The organism is Pantoea sp. AG1095 (assembly GCF_003208415.1).
Lineage (GTDB): Bacteria > Pseudomonadota > Gammaproteobacteria > Enterobacterales > Enterobacteriaceae > Pantoea > Pantoea leporis.
The window spans coordinates 258,592-278,771 of the sequence record NZ_QKMJ01000003.1 but is presented as its reverse complement, the minus strand read 5'-3'; the positions used below and the strand labels follow the sequence as shown (position 1 = coordinate 278,771).

25 protein-coding genes are annotated in these 20,180 nt (G+C 52.9%); 13 read left to right on the top strand and 12 right to left on the bottom strand.

Features of this window, described 5'->3' with window-relative positions:
- Nucleotides 1-178 precede the first annotated feature (178 nt).
- Both DEU53_RS09935 and DEU53_RS09930 read left to right on the top strand, forming a co-directional pair.
- Nucleotides 179-682 carry a GNAT family N-acetyltransferase gene (locus tag DEU53_RS09935; protein ID WP_110866905.1) on the top strand — a complete coding sequence of 168 codons (504 nt, stop codon included), beginning with the start codon at nucleotides 179-181 and terminating at the stop codon, nucleotides 680-682.
- Nucleotides 683-752: 70 nt separating this feature from the next.
- Nucleotides 753-1,196: a VOC family protein gene (locus tag DEU53_RS09930; RefSeq protein ID WP_101761492.1), complete on the top strand. Its 444-nt coding sequence runs from the start codon at nucleotides 753-755 to the stop codon at nucleotides 1,194-1,196.
- Between the two features lie 271 nt (nucleotides 1,197-1,467).
- On the opposite strand, the gene DEU53_RS09925 is transcribed toward DEU53_RS09930, so the two are convergent.
- Genes DEU53_RS09925 through DEU53_RS09915 form a run of 3 tightly spaced genes read right to left on the bottom strand, consistent with a single transcriptional unit; the run spans nucleotide 1,468 to nucleotide 3,603 of the window.
- Complete coding sequence (locus tag DEU53_RS09925; RefSeq protein ID WP_233501709.1) at nucleotides 1,468-1,782, bottom strand: VOC family protein; 315 nt, start codon at nucleotides 1,780-1,782, stop codon at nucleotides 1,468-1,470.
- Nucleotides 1,783-1,837: 55 nt separating this feature from the next.
- Nucleotides 1,838-2,227: a DUF4440 domain-containing protein gene (locus tag DEU53_RS09920; RefSeq protein ID WP_110866903.1), complete on the bottom strand. Its 390-nt coding sequence runs from the start codon at nucleotides 2,225-2,227 to the stop codon at nucleotides 1,838-1,840.
- Nucleotides 2,224-3,603, bottom strand: a complete 1,380-nt coding sequence (locus DEU53_RS09915) for an MFS transporter (RefSeq protein ID WP_110866902.1) — start codon at nucleotides 3,601-3,603, stop codon at nucleotides 2,224-2,226. The genes DEU53_RS09920 and DEU53_RS09915 overlap by 4 nt, the downstream gene beginning before the upstream one ends.
- Before the next feature lie 125 nt (nucleotides 3,604-3,728).
- Here DEU53_RS09915 and DEU53_RS09910 point away from each other — a divergent pair, with 125 nt between their 5' ends.
- A complete protein-coding gene (locus tag DEU53_RS09910; protein WP_110866901.1) occupies nucleotides 3,729-4,634 on the top strand; it encodes a LysR family transcriptional regulator in 906 nt (301 codons plus the stop codon).
- A 27-nt stretch (nucleotides 4,635-4,661) separates the two neighbouring features.
- On the opposite strand, the gene DEU53_RS09905 is transcribed toward DEU53_RS09910, so the two are convergent.
- Complete coding sequence (locus DEU53_RS09905) at nucleotides 4,662-4,925, bottom strand: DUF2798 domain-containing protein (RefSeq protein WP_110866900.1); 264 nt, start codon at nucleotides 4,923-4,925, stop codon at nucleotides 4,662-4,664.
- Nucleotides 4,926-5,053: 128 nt separating this feature from the next.
- On the opposite strand from DEU53_RS09905, the gene DEU53_RS09900 reads away from it, so the two are divergent.
- The 6 genes from DEU53_RS09900 to DEU53_RS09875 all read left to right on the top strand — a co-directional run bounded on the left by DEU53_RS09900 (nucleotide 5,054) and on the right by DEU53_RS09875 (nucleotide 11,129).
- A complete protein-coding gene (locus DEU53_RS09900) occupies nucleotides 5,054-5,971 on the top strand; it encodes a LysR family transcriptional regulator (protein WP_110866899.1) in 918 nt (305 codons plus the stop codon).
- 101 nt (nucleotides 5,972-6,072) lie between these two features.
- Nucleotides 6,073-6,294 (top strand): hypothetical protein, encoded by a 222-nt coding sequence (locus tag DEU53_RS09895; protein ID WP_199559693.1) that lies wholly within the window; start codon nucleotides 6,073-6,075, stop codon nucleotides 6,292-6,294.
- Nucleotides 6,295-6,490: 196 nt separating this feature from the next.
- Complete coding sequence (gene paoA / locus DEU53_RS09890) at nucleotides 6,491-7,039, top strand: aldehyde dehydrogenase iron-sulfur subunit PaoA (protein ID WP_110866898.1); 549 nt, start codon at nucleotides 6,491-6,493, stop codon at nucleotides 7,037-7,039.
- Nucleotides 7,036-7,986, top strand: a complete 951-nt coding sequence (locus DEU53_RS09885) for a xanthine dehydrogenase family protein subunit M (RefSeq protein ID WP_110866897.1) — start codon at nucleotides 7,036-7,038, stop codon at nucleotides 7,984-7,986. Before paoA ends, DEU53_RS09885 begins: the two co-directional genes overlap by 4 nt.
- A gap of 3 nt (nucleotides 7,987-7,989) precedes the next feature.
- Entirely contained in the window at nucleotides 7,990-10,188 is a 2,199-nt protein-coding gene (paoC, locus tag DEU53_RS09880; protein WP_110866896.1) for an aldehyde oxidoreductase molybdenum-binding subunit PaoC, read from the top strand.
- A 17-nt stretch (nucleotides 10,189-10,205) separates the two neighbouring features.
- Nucleotides 10,206-11,129 carry an XdhC family protein gene (locus tag DEU53_RS09875; protein ID WP_110866895.1) on the top strand — a complete coding sequence of 308 codons (924 nt, stop codon included), beginning with the start codon at nucleotides 10,206-10,208 and terminating at the stop codon, nucleotides 11,127-11,129.
- Here the strand turns inward: DEU53_RS09875 and DEU53_RS09870 are convergent.
- A complete protein-coding gene (locus DEU53_RS09870) occupies nucleotides 11,116-11,691 on the bottom strand; it encodes an NTP transferase domain-containing protein (RefSeq protein WP_110866894.1) in 576 nt (191 codons plus the stop codon). The genes DEU53_RS09875 and DEU53_RS09870 overlap by 14 nt on opposite strands.
- Nucleotides 11,692-11,874: 183 nt before the next feature.
- Here DEU53_RS09870 and DEU53_RS09865 point away from each other — a divergent pair, with 183 nt between their 5' ends.
- Complete coding sequence (locus DEU53_RS09865) at nucleotides 11,875-12,357, top strand: MarR family winged helix-turn-helix transcriptional regulator (protein WP_101761502.1); 483 nt, start codon at nucleotides 11,875-11,877, stop codon at nucleotides 12,355-12,357.
- An 81-nt stretch (nucleotides 12,358-12,438) separates the two neighbouring features.
- Nucleotides 12,439-12,645 (top strand): hypothetical protein, encoded by a 207-nt coding sequence (locus DEU53_RS09860; RefSeq protein ID WP_101761503.1) that lies wholly within the window; start codon nucleotides 12,439-12,441, stop codon nucleotides 12,643-12,645.
- Here the strand turns inward: DEU53_RS09860 and DEU53_RS09855 are convergent, their stop codons facing one another.
- Nucleotides 12,646-12,918 carry a hypothetical protein gene (locus DEU53_RS09855; protein WP_110866893.1) on the bottom strand — a complete coding sequence of 91 codons (273 nt, stop codon included), beginning with the start codon at nucleotides 12,916-12,918 and terminating at the stop codon, nucleotides 12,646-12,648. It abuts the gene before it with no gap.
- 362 nt (nucleotides 12,919-13,280) lie between these two features.
- Between DEU53_RS09855 and DEU53_RS22995 the strand changes: the two genes are divergently transcribed.
- Nucleotides 13,281-13,493 (top strand): hypothetical protein, encoded by a 213-nt coding sequence (locus DEU53_RS22995; protein ID WP_101761505.1) that lies wholly within the window; start codon nucleotides 13,281-13,283, stop codon nucleotides 13,491-13,493.
- 255 nt (nucleotides 13,494-13,748) lie between these two features.
- A complete protein-coding gene (locus DEU53_RS09845; protein WP_110866892.1) occupies nucleotides 13,749-13,970 on the top strand; it encodes a hypothetical protein in 222 nt (73 codons plus the stop codon).
- 41 nt (nucleotides 13,971-14,011) lie between these two features.
- Here the strand turns inward: DEU53_RS09845 and DEU53_RS09840 are convergent, their stop codons facing one another.
- From DEU53_RS09840 to DEU53_RS09815, 6 genes are read right to left on the bottom strand one after another with little or no spacing between them, the layout of a single operon-like run.
- On the bottom strand, nucleotides 14,012-15,079 hold the full coding sequence (locus tag DEU53_RS09840; protein ID WP_110866891.1) for an ABC transporter ATP-binding protein: 1,068 nt from the start codon (nucleotides 15,077-15,079) through the stop codon (nucleotides 14,012-14,014).
- A 3-nt stretch (nucleotides 15,080-15,082) separates the two neighbouring features.
- On the bottom strand, nucleotides 15,083-15,907 hold the full coding sequence (locus DEU53_RS09835; protein WP_110866890.1) for a carbohydrate ABC transporter permease: 825 nt from the start codon (nucleotides 15,905-15,907) through the stop codon (nucleotides 15,083-15,085).
- Nucleotides 15,908-15,916: 9 nt separating this feature from the next.
- Nucleotides 15,917-16,837, bottom strand: a complete 921-nt coding sequence (locus tag DEU53_RS09830) for a carbohydrate ABC transporter permease (protein ID WP_110866889.1) — start codon at nucleotides 16,835-16,837, stop codon at nucleotides 15,917-15,919.
- A 24-nt stretch (nucleotides 16,838-16,861) separates the two neighbouring features.
- Nucleotides 16,862-18,133, bottom strand: a complete 1,272-nt coding sequence (locus tag DEU53_RS09825; protein WP_101761510.1) for a sugar ABC transporter substrate-binding protein — start codon at nucleotides 18,131-18,133, stop codon at nucleotides 16,862-16,864.
- Between the two features lie 20 nt (nucleotides 18,134-18,153).
- Nucleotides 18,154-19,320: a PLP-dependent transferase gene (locus tag DEU53_RS09820; RefSeq protein WP_110866888.1), complete on the bottom strand. Its 1,167-nt coding sequence runs from the start codon at nucleotides 19,318-19,320 to the stop codon at nucleotides 18,154-18,156.
- A complete protein-coding gene (locus DEU53_RS09815; protein ID WP_110866887.1) occupies nucleotides 19,307-20,017 on the bottom strand; it encodes a FadR/GntR family transcriptional regulator in 711 nt (236 codons plus the stop codon). The genes DEU53_RS09820 and DEU53_RS09815 overlap by 14 nt, the downstream gene beginning before the upstream one ends.
- Nucleotides 20,018-20,180: the final 163 nt, after the last annotated feature.

Sequence of the window (20,180 nt, the reverse complement as noted above, 5' to 3'; positions counted from 1 at the left end):
TAAGAACATGCAGCGATGCACAGCCAGGAACGGCAGCGGGTGGTGTATCAGCCTGGCGCGTTTCATTTGCTGTTGGGTAAAATAGCCGACATAGTTAACTGGCTCAGCAGCTGGATATTTCTGAAGCGTCACCGTATGCGATGACGCTGGTGTAGGCTCTTCATAAAGTGGAGGAATGATGGAATTAGAAACAACCCGACTGCGGCTGGAACCCTTTGAGCTGGCGCATTTTGACGGACTGCGAGCAATGGAAAGCGATCCGGAAATTATGCGTTACATCAGCAATGGCGTAGTCAAAACGCCAGAAGAGACCCTGACGAGTATTGAACGCGTTCAATCGCGCTGGCAGCAATATGGTTTTTCCTGGTGGGCGATGCGGGAAAAAGAGTCTGGCGAAATCGTCGGTGCTTGCTGTCTGCAGCATTTAGCCAATCAGGATGGTGCGCCATTGGAAATTGGCTGGCGTCTCAATGCCAATTATCACGGCAAAGGTTTTGCCACCGAAGCCGCGCAGGCGATAGTTAAGTTTGCGGTAGAACAGGTTGGCGTTAAATATTTGGTTGCGGTGGCCGATCCTGAGAATGCCGCTTCGCAAAAGGTGATGCAGCGGCTTGGCATGACCTACAAAGCGATTGAGCAACACTACGATGTGCCTTGCGTGGTGTATGAGCTTCATCTTTAGGCATTCGTGAACAAGTGCCATCAACATTTTATGTCATATTCCAATTCTTCTTATTTTACAGGATTGGAATATGAAAGAGCACGATATTGGTTTTAGCCACATAGCGCTGCAAGTGAGAGATATAGAACGCAGCATCGATTTCTATCAACGTTACGCAGGGATGCAGGTGATCCATGAGCGGGCACCAGGCATTGCAGAAGCGCAAAAAGTCGCATGGCTTTCTGATTTAACGCGTCCATTTGCGTTGGTGTTGGTGCAATCTCAAACCACAGTGGATACGCCTCTGGGTCCGTTTGGTCATATAGGCGTTGCGTGTGACAGTAAAGAAGAGATTGATGCCAGGGTTGCTCAGGCTGAATGCGAAGGTGTGTTACGCCGCCCAGCGCAACAATCAGCCGCTCCCGTCGGTTATTGGGCATTCTTCGCCGATCCCGATGGCAACACGCTTGAACTTTCATATGGCCAACAGATTGGCCTTGAGATTATTACCAGCCGCCTTAACGCGGGTGTTTAACGTTAAACGTCACTTGAAAGGGTGACGGTTGATATCGGGTTTAGACGTGGCTAGAGTGCGCGATGAGACACCTCATTTAACATAATCATGATTATGCGCACTTGGATTGTGAGTGCTATTTAATAATGTCACTCAGATACGGCGCATTTGCCATCTTTTCTGGGAGATCTCCGCTGATGCTGGTGACCATGTCGAACAAAAAACTTCACCGCCTTCCCGTCATTCGGGCTGTTATTGAAAACGTATGCGTCGGCGTGATACGGCTTCACAATTACAACTTACCTGACATCAAATAGGACTGTATATTTTTACTGGCCTCAAGATATTCATAGGAAGTCATTTCTATTAGCGAAAGTGCTGCTTCGTTATTTTTTATTACTAATGGTCCGCCCTGAGTAAACCAGAAAAGCAATGACTCATCGCGTATGAACCCTAGTACATCTTTATACCAGCCTTCTGCTTCAGCGATATTATTTACATAGATATGTACATGAACGATTCTTAATACAGACATAGCAACCTTATTAGCATCATTACTAGCAAGAAGAATCGGATATGCCCTTATATATTGCAAATAACTAAACACTGCCAGGCACAATATTTAACATAAACTCAGAACGGAGTTGATGCCAGGATTCGCCTTAAGGCATTGATGTTTCATGCAAGTGTCGCCAGATCACCCTACCACCTTGATTTGCTTCAAACACGACTGTCGAAAAACGAAGTGTGGCAGCCTGAGCGCCAATTTTCTGGCGTTCTATATAGGTTACTGTTGCTCCACCTTCACTCTCAGCAACAATCTGCAAATCAGTAATTTCAATATCAAGGTTCGGTCGTGCACCACGCTGAGTGCGAAAGAAATTATTTAATTGGGTGAAGTTGAGTAATATACCTCCCGTAGTCATCATTGAATATGCCGGACTAAAACGAGCGAGTAGATTGTCACAAACTTCGTCATGCGCTTCTGCATTTCCCAACCAATTCTGTATCAACTCGTGCGCATCCATTACTTCCTTAAAATAACGATTCATTTTTGCTCCTGTTTTAAAGTGAAAATAACGTCGTGGTTAGCTATGCGAAAACAACATGCTATGGGTATAACAGCGCTGCATGCGACTAAGATAAAGCACAAGTGATAGGCTTGACCTAATGGCAGCGTGAAGTCGGTAATAATATTAAATAAAAGACTGACCAAGGTAATGCCGAGACAGAAACTGAGTTGACGATTGATATTCCAAAGTGCGCTGGCATCAGCAAGATCAGCATCTGCTATTTGAATGAAAGCTGTACTTTGTGCCGTGCTGCTGCATAAACTCCCCCCGAATCCCATCAGTGCGAAAGCCAATACACAAATCACCACATCAGCACCATGTCCTGTCAATGCCATCAGGCCCATGCCCGTTGCCTGAACGAGGCAGCCCGTGATAAATAGCGGACGTGGCCCAAGTATATTAAAGCTTTTGCCGGTCAACGTGATCGCCGCGAACGATGCCATTGACCATGGCAACATCATAGCTCCCACCAATGAGGCATTCATCCCAAGCTGGTTTTGCAGATAGAGCATGACGATCATACTCACTCCCATAAATAAACCCGGTATGAATTGGTAGATCAGCATTGCGGTAAGTAAGAGAGGATCCTTCATCAGACGCAGGTTAAGAAGTGGATTGGTTTTCTTCATGGCATTCCATACATAACCGCCCATGATAATTAAGCCTATTAACAGCATCAGCCCACCCTGGTGGAAGTGCTGAGATTCACCAAGATATGACAATCCAAGAAGTATCAAGGTCAATCCTGTGCAACCGCCTATCAAACCCACTGCGTCCAGACTCTCGTGATTTTCGCTCTGTTGGTCAGGTTTGAGCCAGCATGCTGCCAATATCAGGGTGATTACTGACAGCGGTACACTGGCCAAAAATACCCAACGCCAGCTGATGCTTTCAACCAGTATCCCGCCGATAGCCGGTGACAGCGCAGGTGCCAGTAACGCTACCAGCATCACAGCAGAAGATAATCTTGCGCGTTCATGACTTTTATACAACGCATAGGTCATGGTCTGGCCCAGTGGAATCAACAATCCGCCGCCGATCCCCTGCAGCCCTCGCCAGGTAATCAACTGCGATAGCGATGAAGACAATCCCACACCACAACTCCCAATAATGAAAATCATCAGGGAAGCCATAAACAGACGCTTGATGCCGATACGTTTAGACAGCCAACTGCTGAGCGGTATGACAAGCGTAAGAGCCAGAATGTAGCTGTTACTTATCCACGCCAGTTGATTCACCGGTGAGTCAAACTCACGACTAATTTCAGGGTAAGCAACATTGGCGATAAACATATTCACCAGGTCGATAAAAAATCCGAGCAAATACACACAACCCACACGCACACGATAAGTCATCTTTTTCTCATCAAAACAGCATAATGCGCGAATTATAGGAACATTATTTATCAGGATAAATGCGCATTCCGTTGTTATACTGTCAAAGATATTTTGACAGTCACATTCTCTAATCGGAGTAATTGATGATTAATCTGCAGCGTCTTGAGATGTTTGTTGCGGTAGTAGAAGCCGGTAGTTTTACCGGAGCAGCACAGACGCTGGGGCTGACTAAAGCGGTGATGAGCTTTAATATTAAACAACTTGAAGCGGAACTGGGTGTCTCTTTACTGACTCGTAGTACCCGGCGAGTGTCTGTCACGGATAGCGGAGAACGATTTTATCATCGTTGCCGGCAACTCCTGCAGGATGCTGAGCACCTCCTCGATGAAGTACGCGGCGATCATTCTGGGTTGGTAGGTTTATTGCGCATTACCACGACACCCGAGTATGGAGCGCGTGTGATAGTGCCAGCACTGGCGGAATTTTCATCCAGACATCCACAACTGCGCATCCAGCATGTTTCATCATCGAAGAATGACGACCTTATTTCCGGGCGTTTCGATGTGGCAATCCGGCTTGGTCAACTTGCCGATTCCAGTCACCATGCAAGGATTATCGATCGCTTCGATATCTTCCCCGTCGCTTCACCTGCCTATCTGCACACCATGGGAGAATGTCCCATCACCACTCTGGCTCAACTCGCTGATGCGAAATGGATTGCACATAGTCGCCTGTCAACGCCATTAAGTTGGCAAGTTTCAACACCCGAAGGTGAGAGCGTAGTTTTCAACGTACATAGTCCTGCCATGATCATGGCTGACAACGCTGCTTCGCTCTTGGCTTTTGCTCTTGGAGGGGCTGGCGTTGCCCTCTTACCTGCCTGGCTTGTGCAGGAAGAGTTGCGCCTGGGGAATTTGATCCAACTACTGCCAGATCATCATTTTCCCCGTCAAGGAATTTATGCGCTTTACCCCAACACGCGCCATGTACCTGAAAAAGTACGAGCGTTCATCGATTTTTTACAGAGCAGAGTTGGAAGCCCCCAATAAAACTGATGTGAGGGAGCATCAAACGACTCAATGACCATGCACCGTTAATCCCACCAACCGAACCACAATCGGGCGCACTACCAGTATGCAAACAAAAGCCGCGGGCATCGCAACTTGATATGCATTCATCACATTTTCCATATAATGCGGCCCGATGCCAAATTCGGCGAAGGTAATGACCAGGCTCATCAGAAACGCCATGATAGTCGCCATATACAGCGCGAAGATGTAAGGTGAAACGTGCTTTGGCAGGCGTAGACGAGTACTACTTTTCTCGGTTGCTGTTGTCATAGCGTGATCCTTTTCAGTAAGTTTAAGCAAAACAGCCGCTAACCTATCAAGTGAATCAGGATGCGAGTAGAACGCTTCTGCTTTAATCATTATTAAGTAAAAGTAACGAATCACGCATTGAGGGATCTATGGATTTACTGGGGTTGATCAACACTTTTATTCGCGTAGTTGAGAACGGCAGCATTGCCGCCGCCGCGCGGGCGAAAGGAATGAGTCCAGCGGCGGTAAGCCAAAGTGTTGCGCGTCTGGAGACGCATTTGGGTGTGCGGCTGCTTTCCCGCACTACCCGCAGCATGACGTTAACCGAAAGCGGTAAACGCTATTTCGAAAAAGTCCGACACATTCCTCATGATATTGACCTTGCCTCGCAGGCCGCAGCGATTGAAACCAAACCGCAGGGTTCGCTTTGCATCGCCACCACGGCGGCATTTGGCAGACACGTTCTCGCCCCACTGATGCCTGCCTTTAAACAAACTTACCCCGATATTGATATCGAACTGATCAGTACCGATCGCAATGTTGACCACCGCCTGGAAGGCGTTGACGTCAGTATTCGTATTGAGGCGCAACTGAACGATCAATTGATCGCCCGCAAAATTGCCTCATTACCCTTTATCTTCTGCGCGGCACCCGCTTATCTGGCGCGTGCGGGCATCCCTAAAACGCCTGAAGATCTGAGCCAGCACGCCTGTTTGGTTTTCCGCTATCCAACCGACGGACGCTTTCTTCCGTGGACGTTTATGGTCAATGGCCAGCCGGTGAATGCAAAGCTCAACCCAGAATTCATCAGCGATGATATTGATATCATCGCGAAAATTGCCGAAAACGGCGGTGGAATTGCCAGGCTGGCGAGTTTTATTGCTCAGCCGTTGCTCGAGAGTGGTCAATTAATACCTTTATTCCACTCAGATCAAGGTGAGAAAAGCGACGTAGTGGCTTCACCGATGAATATTTATGCCTGCGTCAACGAGCGTTCGGCGCTGAATGCAAAGGTAAGAGCGTTTATTGCCTTTCTGGAACAACAACTCGCCGAAAGCGTTGATTAACTCCATAATATTGGGTGTTAAAGTCATTTTTGGACGTTAGGCCACAATATGCTGGATTTAACTCTTGGCAAACCCGAAGAAATCGTCAAGCTGTTGAGCGGATGAAGCAGGCGGATGTCGCGGCCAGAGCGGGATTAGCGCTCGGGCAACAGGAAACTGAACTCACGCCAGCGCACGCAGGCGATATCATCGATAATTACTGCTCGGTTGCATCTGGCTTTGCCTGCAAAGCGGCCGATTTGTTCCCAGAGCAAATCACTGCGGAAACGCTGCGCTTTCTCCAGGCGCGCATTGACGAAAATATCAAAAACCTGGCGAAATAGTTAGCCGCTGCGGCCCTAGAGAAGCGCTTTTTTCTCGGGCTATTCACCGCCCTAACCTGCTTTTATTACTCCCGCTCATAAATCCATTTAGTGATTACGGATAATGCTTTCGCAGATGCCGACTATGCTTACCCTTCTAAAACCATACAAAAATAAGTTGTACCCCAACATTTAACCCTTTTACTGGAGGTTTGGCATGAGCAGCCAACACTTAACAACACCTGTGCCGTCAATGGTGCCGATCAGCTTCAAAGTCAACGGTATACAGCAGCAATTAAACGTTGATACCCGCACCACGCTGCTGGATGCATTGCGTGAGCACCTGCATTTGACCGGCACCAAAAAAGGCTGCGATCACGGCCAATGTGGTGCCTGTACGGTGATGGTCAACGGACGTCGCATTAACGCGTGCCTGACTTTAGCGGTAATGCAACAGGATGCGGAAATCACCACCATTGAAGGTTTGGGAAATCCGGATGAGCTGCATCCCTTGCAGGCGGCGTTCATCAAACATGATGGTTACCAGTGCGGCTACTGCACGCCTGGGCAAATATGTTCATCGATGGCGGTGCTGGAAGAGATCAAAGCGGGCATTCCCAGCCACGTCACCCACGATCTGGTTTCCGCGCCCAACGTGACTGCGGATGAAATTCGTGAGCGCATGAGTGGCAATATCTGCCGCTGCGGTGCCTATTCCAACATTCTTGCGGCGATTGAAGAGTACGCGGAGGGCCTGGAATCATGAAAGCCTTCACTTACCAGCGGGTCAAAACCCCGGCTGAAGCCGCTACCAGCGCCCAGCAACATACCAATGCCAAATTCATCGCCGGCGGCACCAATCTGCTCGATCTGATGAAGCTGGAGATTGAGACGCCCGCGCATCTTATTGATGTGAATGGGCTTGAGCTGGACAAAATCGAGGCCACAGCCGATGGCGGATTACGCATCGGCGCATTGGTGCGTAACACCGATCTGGCGGCCGATGCGCGTATTCGCCGCGATTATGGCGTGCTGTCGCGCGCGTTAGTGGCTGGCGCTTCCGGCCAGTTACGTAATCAGGCGACCACCGCAGGGAATCTGCTGCAGCGCACGCGTTGCCCCTATTTCTATGACACCAACCAACCGTGCAACAAACGTTTACCCGGCAGCGGCTGTGCGGCGCTGGATGGCTTCAGTCGCCAGCATGCGGTGGTCGGAACCAGCCAGGCTTGTATCGCCACCCATCCGAGCGATATGGCGGTGGCGATGCGTTTGCTGGATGCGGTTATCGAAACGGTCAGCCCGGATGGGCGAGAGCGCAAAATCCCGATTGCTGAATTCTATCGTGCGCCTGGCAATACGCCGCATCTGGAAACCGTGCTCACTCCTGGCGAGCTGATTGTGGCCGTTTCACTGCCGGCTCCGCTGGGCGGCACGCACATTTACCGCAAGGTGCGCGACCGCGCGTCTTACGCTTTTGCGCTGGTCTCTGTTGCCGCCATCATTCAGCCGGATAAATCCGGTCGCGTGGCGCTCGGTGGCGTGGCACATCAGCCGTGGCGGTTGGCAGAGGCGGATAATGCGGTGATTCAGGGCGCGCAGGCGGTGAGCGATCGACTGTTCGCCACGGCGCAACCTACCGCTGAAAACGAGTTCAAGATCATTCTGGCGCAGCGAACGCTCGCTTCCGTATTGGCAGAAGCGAGGGGATAACTGATGAAATTCGAAAAATCCGCAGGCAATAACCCAATTGATCAGCTGAAGGTAGTTGGTCAGCCACTCAATCGTATCGACGGACCGCTGAAAACCTCCGGCCTGGCGCATTACTCCTACGAATGGCATCACGAAGCGCCCGATGCGGCGTACGGCTATGTGGTCGGCGCGCCGATCGCCAAAGGAAAAATCACTGCCATTGATGTGCAGGCAGCGCAAAATGCGCCGGGCGTGTTAGCGGTGGTAACGGCTAACAACGCGGGAAAACTGGGCAAAGGCGATAAAAATACCGCTCGCCTGTTGGCCGGCGACACCATCGAACACTATCACCAGGCCGTCGCACTGGTCGTGGCGGAGACGTTTGAGCAGGCGTGTGCTGCGGCCAGTTTAGTGAAGGTGGATTATCAGCGTGAGCGCGGCGCTTATGATCTCGCGCAGCAAAAGCCGGGCGTTACCTCCGCGCCCGAAGATACGCCAGATAAGTCCGTGGGTGATTTCGCCGGTGCGTTTGCTGCCGCTGACGTCAAGCTGGATGCGCACTACACTACGCCTGACCAAAGCCACACCGCGATGGAACCGCACGCCTCGATGGCGACATGGCAAGGCGATAAACTCACCGTCTGGACCTCGAATCAGATGATCGACTGGTGCCGCACCGATCTGGCCGCCACGCTCAACATGCCGATGGAGAAGATCCGCATCGTGTCGCCTTATATTGGCGGCGGCTTTGGCGGCAAGCTGTTCCTGCGCAGCGATGCGGTATTAGCGGCGTTGGGTGCGCGCGCGGTAAAGCGTCCGGTCAAAGTGATGCTGCCGCGGCCATTAATCGCCAATAACACCACACATCGACCGGCCACCATTCAGCACATCCGCATCGGCACCGATAAAGCCGGCAAGATTCAGGCCATCGCGCATGAAAGCTGGTCGGGGAACCTGCCGGGAGGCACACCTGAAACCGCCGTGCAGCAAACGGAACTGCTGTACGCCGGTGCTAACCGCTTTACCGGATTACGACTGGCGACGCTGGATCTGCCCGAAGGTAACGCCATGCGCGCACCGGGTGAAGCGCCTGGACTCATGGCGCTTGAAATTGCCATTGATGAAATAGCGGAAAAAGTGGGCATTGATCCGATCGCCTTCCGCATCCTCAATGACACGCAGGTCGATCCGGCCAAACCCGAGCGCCCTTTTTCACGCCGCCAGCTGGTTGAGTGCCTGAATACCGGCGCCGAGCGCTTTGGCTGGTCACGACGCAACGCCAAACCGGCAATGGTCAAAGAGGGACGTTGGCTGGTCGGCATGGGTGTTGCGGCCGGTTTTCGTAACAACATGGTGGCGCCTTCCGGTGCGCGTGTGCATCTCGACAATAAAGGCATCATCACCGTTGAAACCGACATGACCGACATCGGCACCGGCAGCTACACCATCCTCGCGCAAACGGCGGCGGAGATGATGGGCGTGCCGATCGAGCGTGTGGCGGTTCATTTAGGCGATTCAGACTTCCCGGTTTCTGCCGGTTCCGGCGGCCAATGGGGCGCGAACACCTCAACATCCGGCGTTTACGCCGCCTGCGTGAAATTGCGTGAAGCGGTCGCCAGCAAACTGGGCTTTGATGCGCAACGCGCTACTTTCAGCGACGGTCAGGTGCATGACGGAAACCAGAGCGCGCCGCTCGCCCAGGCCGCCGCTGAAGCCACCATCACCGTGGAAGACACCATCGAGTTTGGCGATCTTGACGAGCAATATCAGCAATCCACTTTCGCCGGACACTTCGTTGAAGTCGGCGTGGACGTCGCTACCGGTGAAGTGCGCGTGCGGCGCATGCTGGCGGTTTGTGCCGCCGGGCGCATCCTCAATCCCAAAACGGCGCGCAGTCAGGTGATTGGTGCCATGACGATGGGACTTGGCGGCGCGTTGATGGAGGAGCTGTTCGTCGATGAACGCCTCGGTTATTTCGTCAACCACGATATGGCGGGCTATGAAGTGCCGGTTCACGCCGATATCCCGCAGCAGGAGGTGATTTTCCTTGATGACACCGATCCCATCTCCTCACCGATGAAAGCAAAGGGCGTGGGTGAACTGGGCTTGTGCGGCGTCAGCGCAGCAATCGTCAATGCCATTTACAACGCCACCGGCGTACGCGTGCGCGACTATCCGGTGACGCTGGATAAGTTACTTAAAGGCTTGCCTGCCCTTGTCTAAAGCTGAGGAGAAGCGCATTGCAGCAGCTACTGATTGATGACGATCTGCAACCGCAGATCAAGCCGCAGCAGGCTTTGCAGACCGATGACAGTGAAAGCATCCTGCGCTTCGCGCTTGAAGCAATGGAGGCAGATTCCGCTGCCGTGCTGGTCACGCTGGTTGAGATTCGCGGTGGCGCGGCGCGGGCATTGGGTGCGCAGATGGTGGTGCGGGAAGATGGCCGCTATTGCGGCTATGTTTCCGGCGGCTGCGTGGAAGCGGCGGCGGCTTATGAAGCGTTGCAAGTTATCGCCACTAGCAAAGATCGCTTTGTGAGATATGGCGAAGGATCGCCTTATCTGGATATTGTGCTGCCCTGTGGCGGCGGCATCACGCTGGCTTTCCATCAGCTACGTGACGCGCAACCGCTTAGAAACGTGCTGGATTTGCTGGCAAAGCGTCAACCCGCAGCGCTGCGCTATCTGCCGACGTTTCAGCGGCTGGCGAGCGCTGCTTGCACTGAGATGACCGGCTGGCAGGAGGATGCCTTTATCACCGGCTATCTGCCAAAAACACGCGTGGCGGTATATGGACGTTCAGTCGAAGCGTTGGCGACGGCGTCGATTGCGCAGGCCGCTGGTTACGAGGTGCTTTCTGGCGAGGATGTGCAGGCGCAGGCCGTTGATCCCTTCACGGCGGTGATTTTGCTGTATCACGATCTCGATCGCGAACTCCCGGTGCTTCTGGCAGCGCTGCGTTCTGCGCCCTTCTATATCGGAGCATTGGGAAGTCGGCGCACGCATGCAACGCGTATTAAGAAATTGCTGTCGCTAGGGTTTAGTGAGGAAGAGATTGCGCGTATCAAAGCGCCGATAGGCATCTTTGCCCAGGCGCGCGATGCGCGCACACTAGCGCTATCAATTGTCGCGGATGTCGCGGCGGCTCGGCTCAACGTGGTTTAGCCACCACATCGAGATCGCGCTGTACAGCAGCGTCCGCTTCAAGGGTGACCAGTAAGCGCGGGTCCAGCAGCGCTCTGGCACCTTCATCGCCCTGCAAATTGCGTAACGCCTCAGCGTAGCATCCAGCAAACCCGACCGGATGGCCGGGTTTGCCTTTATAGGTAAGACGCACCTGCGCCGCGCCCTTTTCTAACGCCTCTTTTACTTGCCGATAATGATCCACCGTTAGCCACGGCATATCTCCCAGCGTAATGATCCATCCGTTCCAGTGAGCGGTCATCGCCACGCCCGCCGCAATGGATTCGCCGCTGCCGCCACTTTCACACAGCACAAGCTGCACGCCTGCCTTTACTGCATGCTGACGAACCGCCAGATAGTCGGGACGCGTCACCAGCGCCACCGGCAAGCCACTCAGCTTTGCCTGTTCAATCACCGTTTCAATTACCGTCGGCGCATCGTCGTTTATGCTGGCCAGCAACTTATTGCCGCTGCCGCCGCTGGCGATATAACGCGAACCTTTACCTGCCGCGAGGATGAGAATGCCGGGCGTTGCTGAATCCATAGAAGTTTTAAACCTTGCGTTACCATCGATTGTTAATGAAATTATAGCTAATCATATGATTTATAATAGATATTAACAAAAAATAGCCAATCCAAATTAGATTGACTTCAATCTAATTTATGTCAATATATTCACGTTTTTCAGTCTCAATGACTGCAACTCTGCCTTAAAAATAGTGGTGATATGAAAGAGTTAAACGATGAAGTTTGCTGTGTAGGTCCTGAGAGTGAAGCGCCGGTGACTGTCGACCAGTTTCTCTGCTTCGCGCTCTATTCCGCGTCCCTTGCGATGACCAAACTTTATCAGTCGCGACTGAAACCACTGGGTTTGACCTATCCGCAGTATCTGGTGCTGCTGGCGCTATGGGAAAAAGACCATGTCACCGTTTCAGAATTGGGCGCGCGCGTGCAGCTGGATTCAGGCACGCTCAGCCAGCTTTTAAAGCGACTGGAGCAGGCTGGCATTATCAGTAGAAAACGCGATGTTGGTGGCGATGAGCGCAGAGTGTTGATCTCCGTCACTGAGCAGGGACAAGAATTAAAGATCGCGGCGGCCGGCGTTCCGGCTGACATGGTGTCAGTGATGGATACGCCTTATGAAGAACTGGCCGATCTCACTGCACGTGTTACCACGCTGCGCCAGAAACTGATCAATGCCCTGCCCTGAGGGCGCGAAACAATACATTCCTATGAATGCTTTGGAGCAAGCTGAAAAATGTTAATTAGCAAAGGAATTAAGGAGAAGGTGATGTCAGACGAGAAAGCGGAAAATATGGATGACATTCATGCTGTCATTGGTCACGCCGTGTCATGCCTGCTTAAATCCGATCAACCTTTGCAACTTGATCACATTACTGCGCTATTGAAGCAGCAAGAAGAAGCCGCGCCCGTTCAGCTCAAGCAGGATTATGTCAACGCGATGAGTAAGATTGCGGAAAAGTGTTTAGCATCGTAATCAGTGCTTTTTCTGATTCGGGATATTAGCATGCTTCTCACTACTGAAATCTTGTCCGTCGCGTTGCGTGCTGGTCCTGACGCTATGATTTCTGACATCCGCCAGTGCGCGTTGGCAGGCAACTCGCCTGTAGCTTTCCTCTTCTGTTTCCGCCATCTCTTCAAGTTTGGCTATCAGCGCCGCAGAGGATACTGCAACCTGGTCTTCTAAAAGAGCAAGCAGCGCCTCACCAATCATTCGGTCCTTCATCTGTTCATCGTAACTGCTGGTCATTTAATTCTCTGTGTAGTCATATTTACTCAAGCTTAAGAGTTATTAACCAATGGCGTTGTTATCTTGAGAAAATCAACGTGCGTCAGTCAGGTTAAGAGAAAACAATTGTTTTGTAAAATCCAATCTAATTCAGCAGCGCTATCAGCAAGTCCTGCCGCATAAAAAATGATCGCCTCGGCGCGATGACATTCCCCGATAAAAACAAGCTCATCCAACTTGATTAAAGATAAGAAAAGTCTTAGTGGCCTCGCGTACGTTTTCATGGCGAAAAATCACCACGGGAAATAATTAGTATGAAAGCCGCAAACCCTGCTTTTCTCACCTCACTTTGCTTTACTGTTATCGGTTAGGATGCAGCGAAATTGAAAATCTATCAGTTCAGAAAATTCACTTTTAATGTGAAGAATCATGAAGTCACCTGCGACGGCAAGATGATGGCGGAGATAGCCACCACCGACTCTGCGCGTGTTATGCAAGGCGATGGATTAACCGTTATTTTCTATCACTATTTTCCGGAAAAAGCTGCGGTGATGAAGGATGGCCAGTTTGTCGATTGGGCCAGACTGAAACGTTAACGATAATGCGGGCAGCAAGGAGGCTGCACTCTCTTCTACAGGCGTGATAAACACTCGCCAGCGCATTCCATTCGTCTGTGAATTTTATCAATGATTAATAACGTTAAATAAGCCGATTAAAAAGCGTTCACTAAACCGCATTAGGGTATTTCGCTAAAATATCTTTGTTTACAGTTTATAACGGTAGGATTTATTCCACTTACTACACTGGAAGCGTGTATTTGCACGCTATTAACTTTATAAGGAATAAATCCAGTGCGTAAATTTTCTCTGATTGTATTAACTGCAGGCGTGCTGCTGTCGGTCACTTCTCAGGTTGAAGCGAAAGGCTGCATTAAAGGTGCCGTTGTCGGCGGCGCGGCGGGCCACGTGGCGCATCACGGCGTTGCGGGTGCAGCAGCGGGTTGTGCGGTTGGTCACCATATGGCGAACAAAAAGCAGAAAGAAGCGGACAGCAAACAGCAGCAGTCTAAGTAATTCCCTGAGCTGCCTGTGCAAACAGGCAGCTGTAACACGCGTTATAAACGTTTTTGCGAATCCGCATCAAACAGCATCGCGCGATCCGCATCAATGGTCACAGGCAGAATATCCCCCGCCTGTGCGCCAGAACGTTGCGTGGTGAATAGCATGATGTCATGCCCCAACAGCGATCCATGAATCAGCTCGGATAATCCCGTCGGCTCCACCAGCGACACTTCTAACGGCAGCGCATTCATCGCGCCCGCTTCGGCAATCGCCACATTCTCTGGTCGGATACCGTAAATTACCGCTCGCCCAGCCTGATGCTGCGACCAATGCTGATTCAACGGCAGCTGTGCGCTATCGCCAATACGCACGCCCTGCGCGGTCATCATGCCATTGATGAAGTTCATTGATGGCGAGCCAATAAAGCTGGCGACAAACTTGTTCGCCGGTGTGTCATACAGCTCGAGCGGCGTACCGACCTGCTGAATCACACCGTTGTTCAGCACCACAATGCGATCCGCCAGCGTCATGGCTTCAACCTGATCGTGCGTCACGTACACAATGGTGTTGTTCATCTGCTGGTGCAGCTTCTTGATCTCGACGCGCATCTGACCGCGCAGCTGTGCATCCAGGTTCGACAGCGGTTCATCAAACAGAAACACCTGCGGCTGACGCACGATGGCGCGTCCCATGGCCACACGCTGGCGCTGACCGCCGGATAACTCTTTGGGTCGGCGATCAAGCAAATGCGTCAGGCTGAGAATTTCCGCCGCACGCCTCACCTTCTCTTCAATTTCCGCACGCGGACGCTTCTGGATTTCCAGGCTGAAGCCCATATTGCGCGCCACCGTTAGATGCGGATAGAGCGCGTAGCTTTGAAACACCATCGAGATATCGCGATCTTTGGGTGCCACATCGTTCATCAGCTGGTTGCCGATACGAATATCGCCGCCGGTCGCCAGCTCCAGTCCGGCGATGGTGCGCAGCAGCGTCGATTTGCCACAGCCGGAAGGTCCCACCAGTACCACGAATTCGCCGTCTTTGATGGTGAGGTTAATATCGCGCAGCACCTCAACGTTGCCATAGCGCTTGTCGATCTGTTTGAGCGTGATTTCAGCCATGATTTACCCCTTAACCGCACCGGCGGTGAGTCCCTGAACCAAATAGCGTTGAATAAAGGCGAAGAACAGACAGGCCGGGATCAGCGCCAGCACCACCGCCGCCATCATCTCGCCCCAGGAAACGGCAAACTTCGACACGAAGCTGAGCAGCCCAACCGGGAAGGTCATCACTTCGTTTTTGTTGATCAGCATCAGCGAGAACAGCAGCTCGCTCCACGCTGCGGTAAACACAAAGCCCAATGTGGCCGCCATGCCCGGCAAGGTCAGCGGCACCAGCACGCGATACAGCGCCTGAAAACGCGTGCAGCCTTCCAGCATCGCCGACTCCTCCAGATCTTTGGGAATCGCATCAAAGAAGGATTGCATCAGGAAGGTGGCAAACGGCACGTTAAACGCGGTGTAGATCAGAATCAGCCCCAGCAAGCTGTTGGTCAGGCCCAGCGGCGCCATCACCTTGTAAATCGGCGCGATGATCATCACCAGCGGAAACATCTGCGTGAACAGCAGCAGTCCGGCGATTAGCACTTTGCCGCGGAACTGGAAGCGCGAAAAGGCATAGCCGGCCGCAGCGGCAATCAGCGTGGTAAGAAACGCGGTGCTAAACGAGACAATCAGGCTGTTGGTAAAAAAGGTCGGGAAATCACTGTCGGTCAGCACTTTTTTGAAATGACCAAAGGTCACGCCGCTCGGCAGCAGCGTAACGCCCTGACTAAACAGCAGTTGGTCCGGCGTCAGCGAGATTTTGATGATCCAATACAGTGGAAACAGCGCGAACAGCAGATACGCCGCAATACTCAGGCGATGGCCAATCAGCGGTAAGAGTCGCATCGTCGCCTCCTATTTCAGCAGCTGATGACGGATGCGCAGCAACACCAGCGCATAACAGGTCATCAGCAGTAACAGAAACACCGCCATCGCTGAGGCATAGCCAAAGTCGAGCTTGCGATAGGCGGTAGTGAAGATGTAGCTGGAGAGAATCGAGGTCGATCCCGCCGGACCGCCATCGGTCATCACCACAATGAGATCGGCAAAATTGGCGATCCAGATGGTGCGCAGCATCACGGTGATAGCGATCATCGGTGCAAGAAACGGCAGCGTGACGCGACGAAACTGCTGCCAGCCGCTGGCACCGTCAATCGAGGCCGCTTCGTACAGATCTTTGGGAATCGACTGCAGCGCCGCCAGCAGCGTGATGGCAAAGAACGGAATGCCAAACCAGACGTTGGCGATCACCGGTCCCCACATAGCCAACTGCGGATCGGACAGAATGTTGTACGGCTCACTCAGCACGCCCAAATCGCTCAGCCACTGCGGCAGCGGCCCGACGACCGGATTGAACAACCATGACCAGGTCAAGCCAGAGAGAAATGCCGGAACCGCCCACGGCAAGAACACCAGCGCCTGCACCCAACGGCGAAAACGGAATTCACGATTGAGCAGCAGCGCCAGCGCCAAACCGAAAAAGAACTGCAGCAGCAGCGAGCTGAGCGTCCAGTTCAGCGTGTGGCCCAGCGCTTTGAAAAAGCGCCGGTCATCTAACATCTCGCTGAAGTTATCCCAGCCGACCCAACCGGTCTCCAGCGGATTCAGCAGGTTAATGCTCTGAAACGCATAGGAGATGCCGATCGCCATCGGCACAAAGATGAACAAAGCGATCAGCAACAGGCCAGGCGAGAGATACCACCACGGCTCAGCCAGCCGACTCCAGCGGAGGCGGCGGCGCGCCGGACTGTTGGGCAGAGAAGCATCAAGCATCATAATCACACTCCGCGTGGTTAAAGGTTACTGCGTAGCAAGCCAGGCTTTCTGCTCTTTGCTGAGATAGTTCGCCCAATCTTTCACCATGCTTTCGGTATCGTTCTCACCCAGCAAGGTTTCCTGGCTGCTCTCTTTCACAATCACCGAGTTGAAATAGCCCCAGCCTTTGAGATGGGTTGGCATGGTGAGTGGCACATAGTTAGGATCGTTCAGCTCTTTGAACCAGCCGGCGAACTGCGGCGTTTGGTAAAACGGGTCTTGCTCGGCACCTTTGTAAATCGGCAGCGTGCCGACGAATTTTGACCATGCGAGGTTGTTGGTTTTGTCACTGAGGAAGGTAATCAGCGGCCAGGCGAGATCCTTCTGTTTACCCTGCTTGAACATCGACCAGCCGGTATAGCCAATAGTCGGGAAGGCTTTGCCTGACGGGCCAACCGGCATCGGAGCCACAGCGAAATCATCGGCCGCCATGCTGTTTTTAATCGCGATCAGCGCGTCGGGATCCTGATCGAGCATTGCGCATTTACCTGAATAGAAGCCCGAAACGATCTCATTGAAGCCCCAGTTAACGCTGTCTTTCGAGGCGCCACCCTTTTGATACATATCCACCAGCAGCTGCGCGCCTTTCATCGCACCCGGCTCGGTCAGCGTGCTGTTACCTTGTTTATCGAAGAACTCCGGTGAACCGTTCATCGCCGCCATAAACATCATCCAGGCGTTGGTGCCGCCCACGCCACCACGCATGCAGTAGCCGCTGATGCCATTCCCCAATTTGCTGATGCGCTGGGCATCGCTGGCGAATTGCTCCATGGTTTTGGGCGGTTCGCTTAATCCTGCCTGCTGGAACAGCTTTTTATTCCAGAACAGCGCGCGCAGATAAAAGCCGTACGGCACCATGGTGGCTTTGCCGTTGGCGGCGCGCGCCATGGCCAGCGTTTTATCGGTGAGCTGCGGCGTGGCATCCCAGCTTTTCAGGCGCGGCTCGAGGTCTTCCAGCATATTGTTACTGGCATACAATCCTTGCCAGGTATCCGGCATCTCCACCACATCCGGCACCTGACCGCTCTGCAGCATGGTGCCGAGCTTTTCAAACGCCTGGCCCCACGGCAGAGAAATCAGTTCAATCTCCGTGCCGGGATGCTGGGTTTTATACTCATCGAGCATTTTTTGCAGCAGCGCGGTGCGCGGCGGGCTGGTAATCACTTCCACTACGGTAAGCTTGGCGGCGAGGCTGCTCATCGCTGCACTCAAACCCACGGCTAACACTAATGCTTTCACGGCAAAACGTTGCGTCATGACTTTTCTCCAGTGAGTGATTACGCGCGATTCGCGCTGGCAAGGGCTTGCTGCAAATCGGCCCACAAATCGTTGGTCTCTTCAAGGCCGACCGAGATGCGGATCAGGCGTGGCGAGACGCCGAAATCCACCGCCGAGTTAAATTCACTGGCCTGATTGATCACCGAAATCGCCGGCATCACCAGGCTCTCAAATCCGCCCCAGCTCACGCCCATGTGGAACAGCTCCAGCGCGTTGCACAGCTGTGGAATATCCACCTGCTCCGCCACTTCAAAGGCAAACAGACCGCTGTAGCCGCGCAAGGTGGACCACGACTGCGATTTCAGCCCCGGATGGCAGACGTCCGTTACCAGCGGATGCTCCGCCAGTTTCTCAGCAATAGTCAGCGCGCTTTGGTGATGGTGTTTCATGCGCAGCGGCAGCGTGCGCAGGCCGCGCATCAGCAGTGACGCTTCATGCGCCGAAAGTTTGCCGCCGAGGTAAGGACTGATGTGACGCGTAATGTTGTTGATGTGCTGCTGGCTGGCGATCACCAGACCAGCCACCACATCGCTGTGGCCGCTGATATATTTCGACGCCGAGTGCACCACGATATCGATGCCGCACAGCAGCGGCTGCTGGAAAATCGGTGAAGCCCAGCTGTTATCGATCATGCTGACCACGCCCGCTTCGCGCGCCATCGCGCCGAGCTTATTCAGATTCTGTTCACTCATCACCCAGCTTGAGGGACTTTCCAGATACAGCAGGCTGGCATCCGATAAGGCCGCACCAATTGCAGCTTCGTCATCGCCATCGACAAACTCGGTGACGATGCCAAAGCGCTGGCAGAAGCCACGCAGAAAGCGATAGGTATCGGGATAAACGTGATTAACGCACACCACTTTTTTACCCGGCGCCACCACGCTGAGAATCGCATTGCTGATCGCCGCCATGCCGCTGCCAAAAGCCAGACAGGCTTCGCCGCCCTCCAGCGCCGCCATCTTGTCCTGCAGCGCTTTTACCGTCGGGTTATCGACGCGCGAATAGAGCGGCTGATCGCTCTCGCCGCGAAAGCGCGCGATCATGCTGTCGTAATCACTGAAGGTAAACAGCGAAGACTGGTAAATCGGCGCAGTGACCGCGCCCATTTCATGGCGTTGATCGTGAGTGAGCAGCGTTTGTTGCGAAATCGACTTATCGTTTGGCATTCATTACATCCTTCATGTCGCGTTCGGTGATATCGAGAATTTGATGGCAGATGGCGCGCGCCGCCGTGCAATCGCGCTGGCGGATAGCGTTGAAGAGTTCACGGTGCAGCGGGAAAGAGTCTGAAAACAGCGCCTGTTCCGGCGGTGATTCGAAAAATGCATGAAATGAGTCGTAAATGCCGTTGAGCATTTGTAGCAGCAATGGATTTCCGGCAGCCCGATAGATACTGGCGTGAAATGCCCAGTCTTCCGCACCGGCAGAACCGATCGCCAGATGCACTTTTTCCATCTCATTAAGACGTTGTTCGATTTCGATCAGATCGGCAGCCGAGGCACGTTGAGCCGCCAACGCGCAGGATTCCGACTCGATAATGCGGCGCACTTCCAGCGCGTGCAGCATGTTGGCCGAATCGTTTTTAAAGCGCAACGATAAGAAGCTGTCGTTGACGCCCACTTCCGCCTGCAAAAAAGTACCGCTGCCCTTTTTACGCAAAATAATGCCAAGCGCTTCCCAGCGTTTGAGTGCTTCACGCACCGTATTGCGGCTGACGCCAAGCTTCTCCGCCAGCACGCGTTCCGGCGGCAAGCGGCTGCCGGGCTGCGCACCCGACTGCGCCATATAGCGCGTTAGCGCATCGAGAATCAGCGTATCGCTGCGCGGCGTGGAAATAGGATGAAGCTCAGCCGGTATCTGCATGGCAATGCCTTAATTGGTCCAACATCTCTACCAATCGAATAGCAACGCGCGTGCCAGAATATTAATATGCTGAATTGAATGAATTTTGTGCGGGGTTATAAGTGGACATTATGAGTTTTGCTGGTGCAAATCGAGGGGATTTGCACCAGTCGGGTACGTGGCA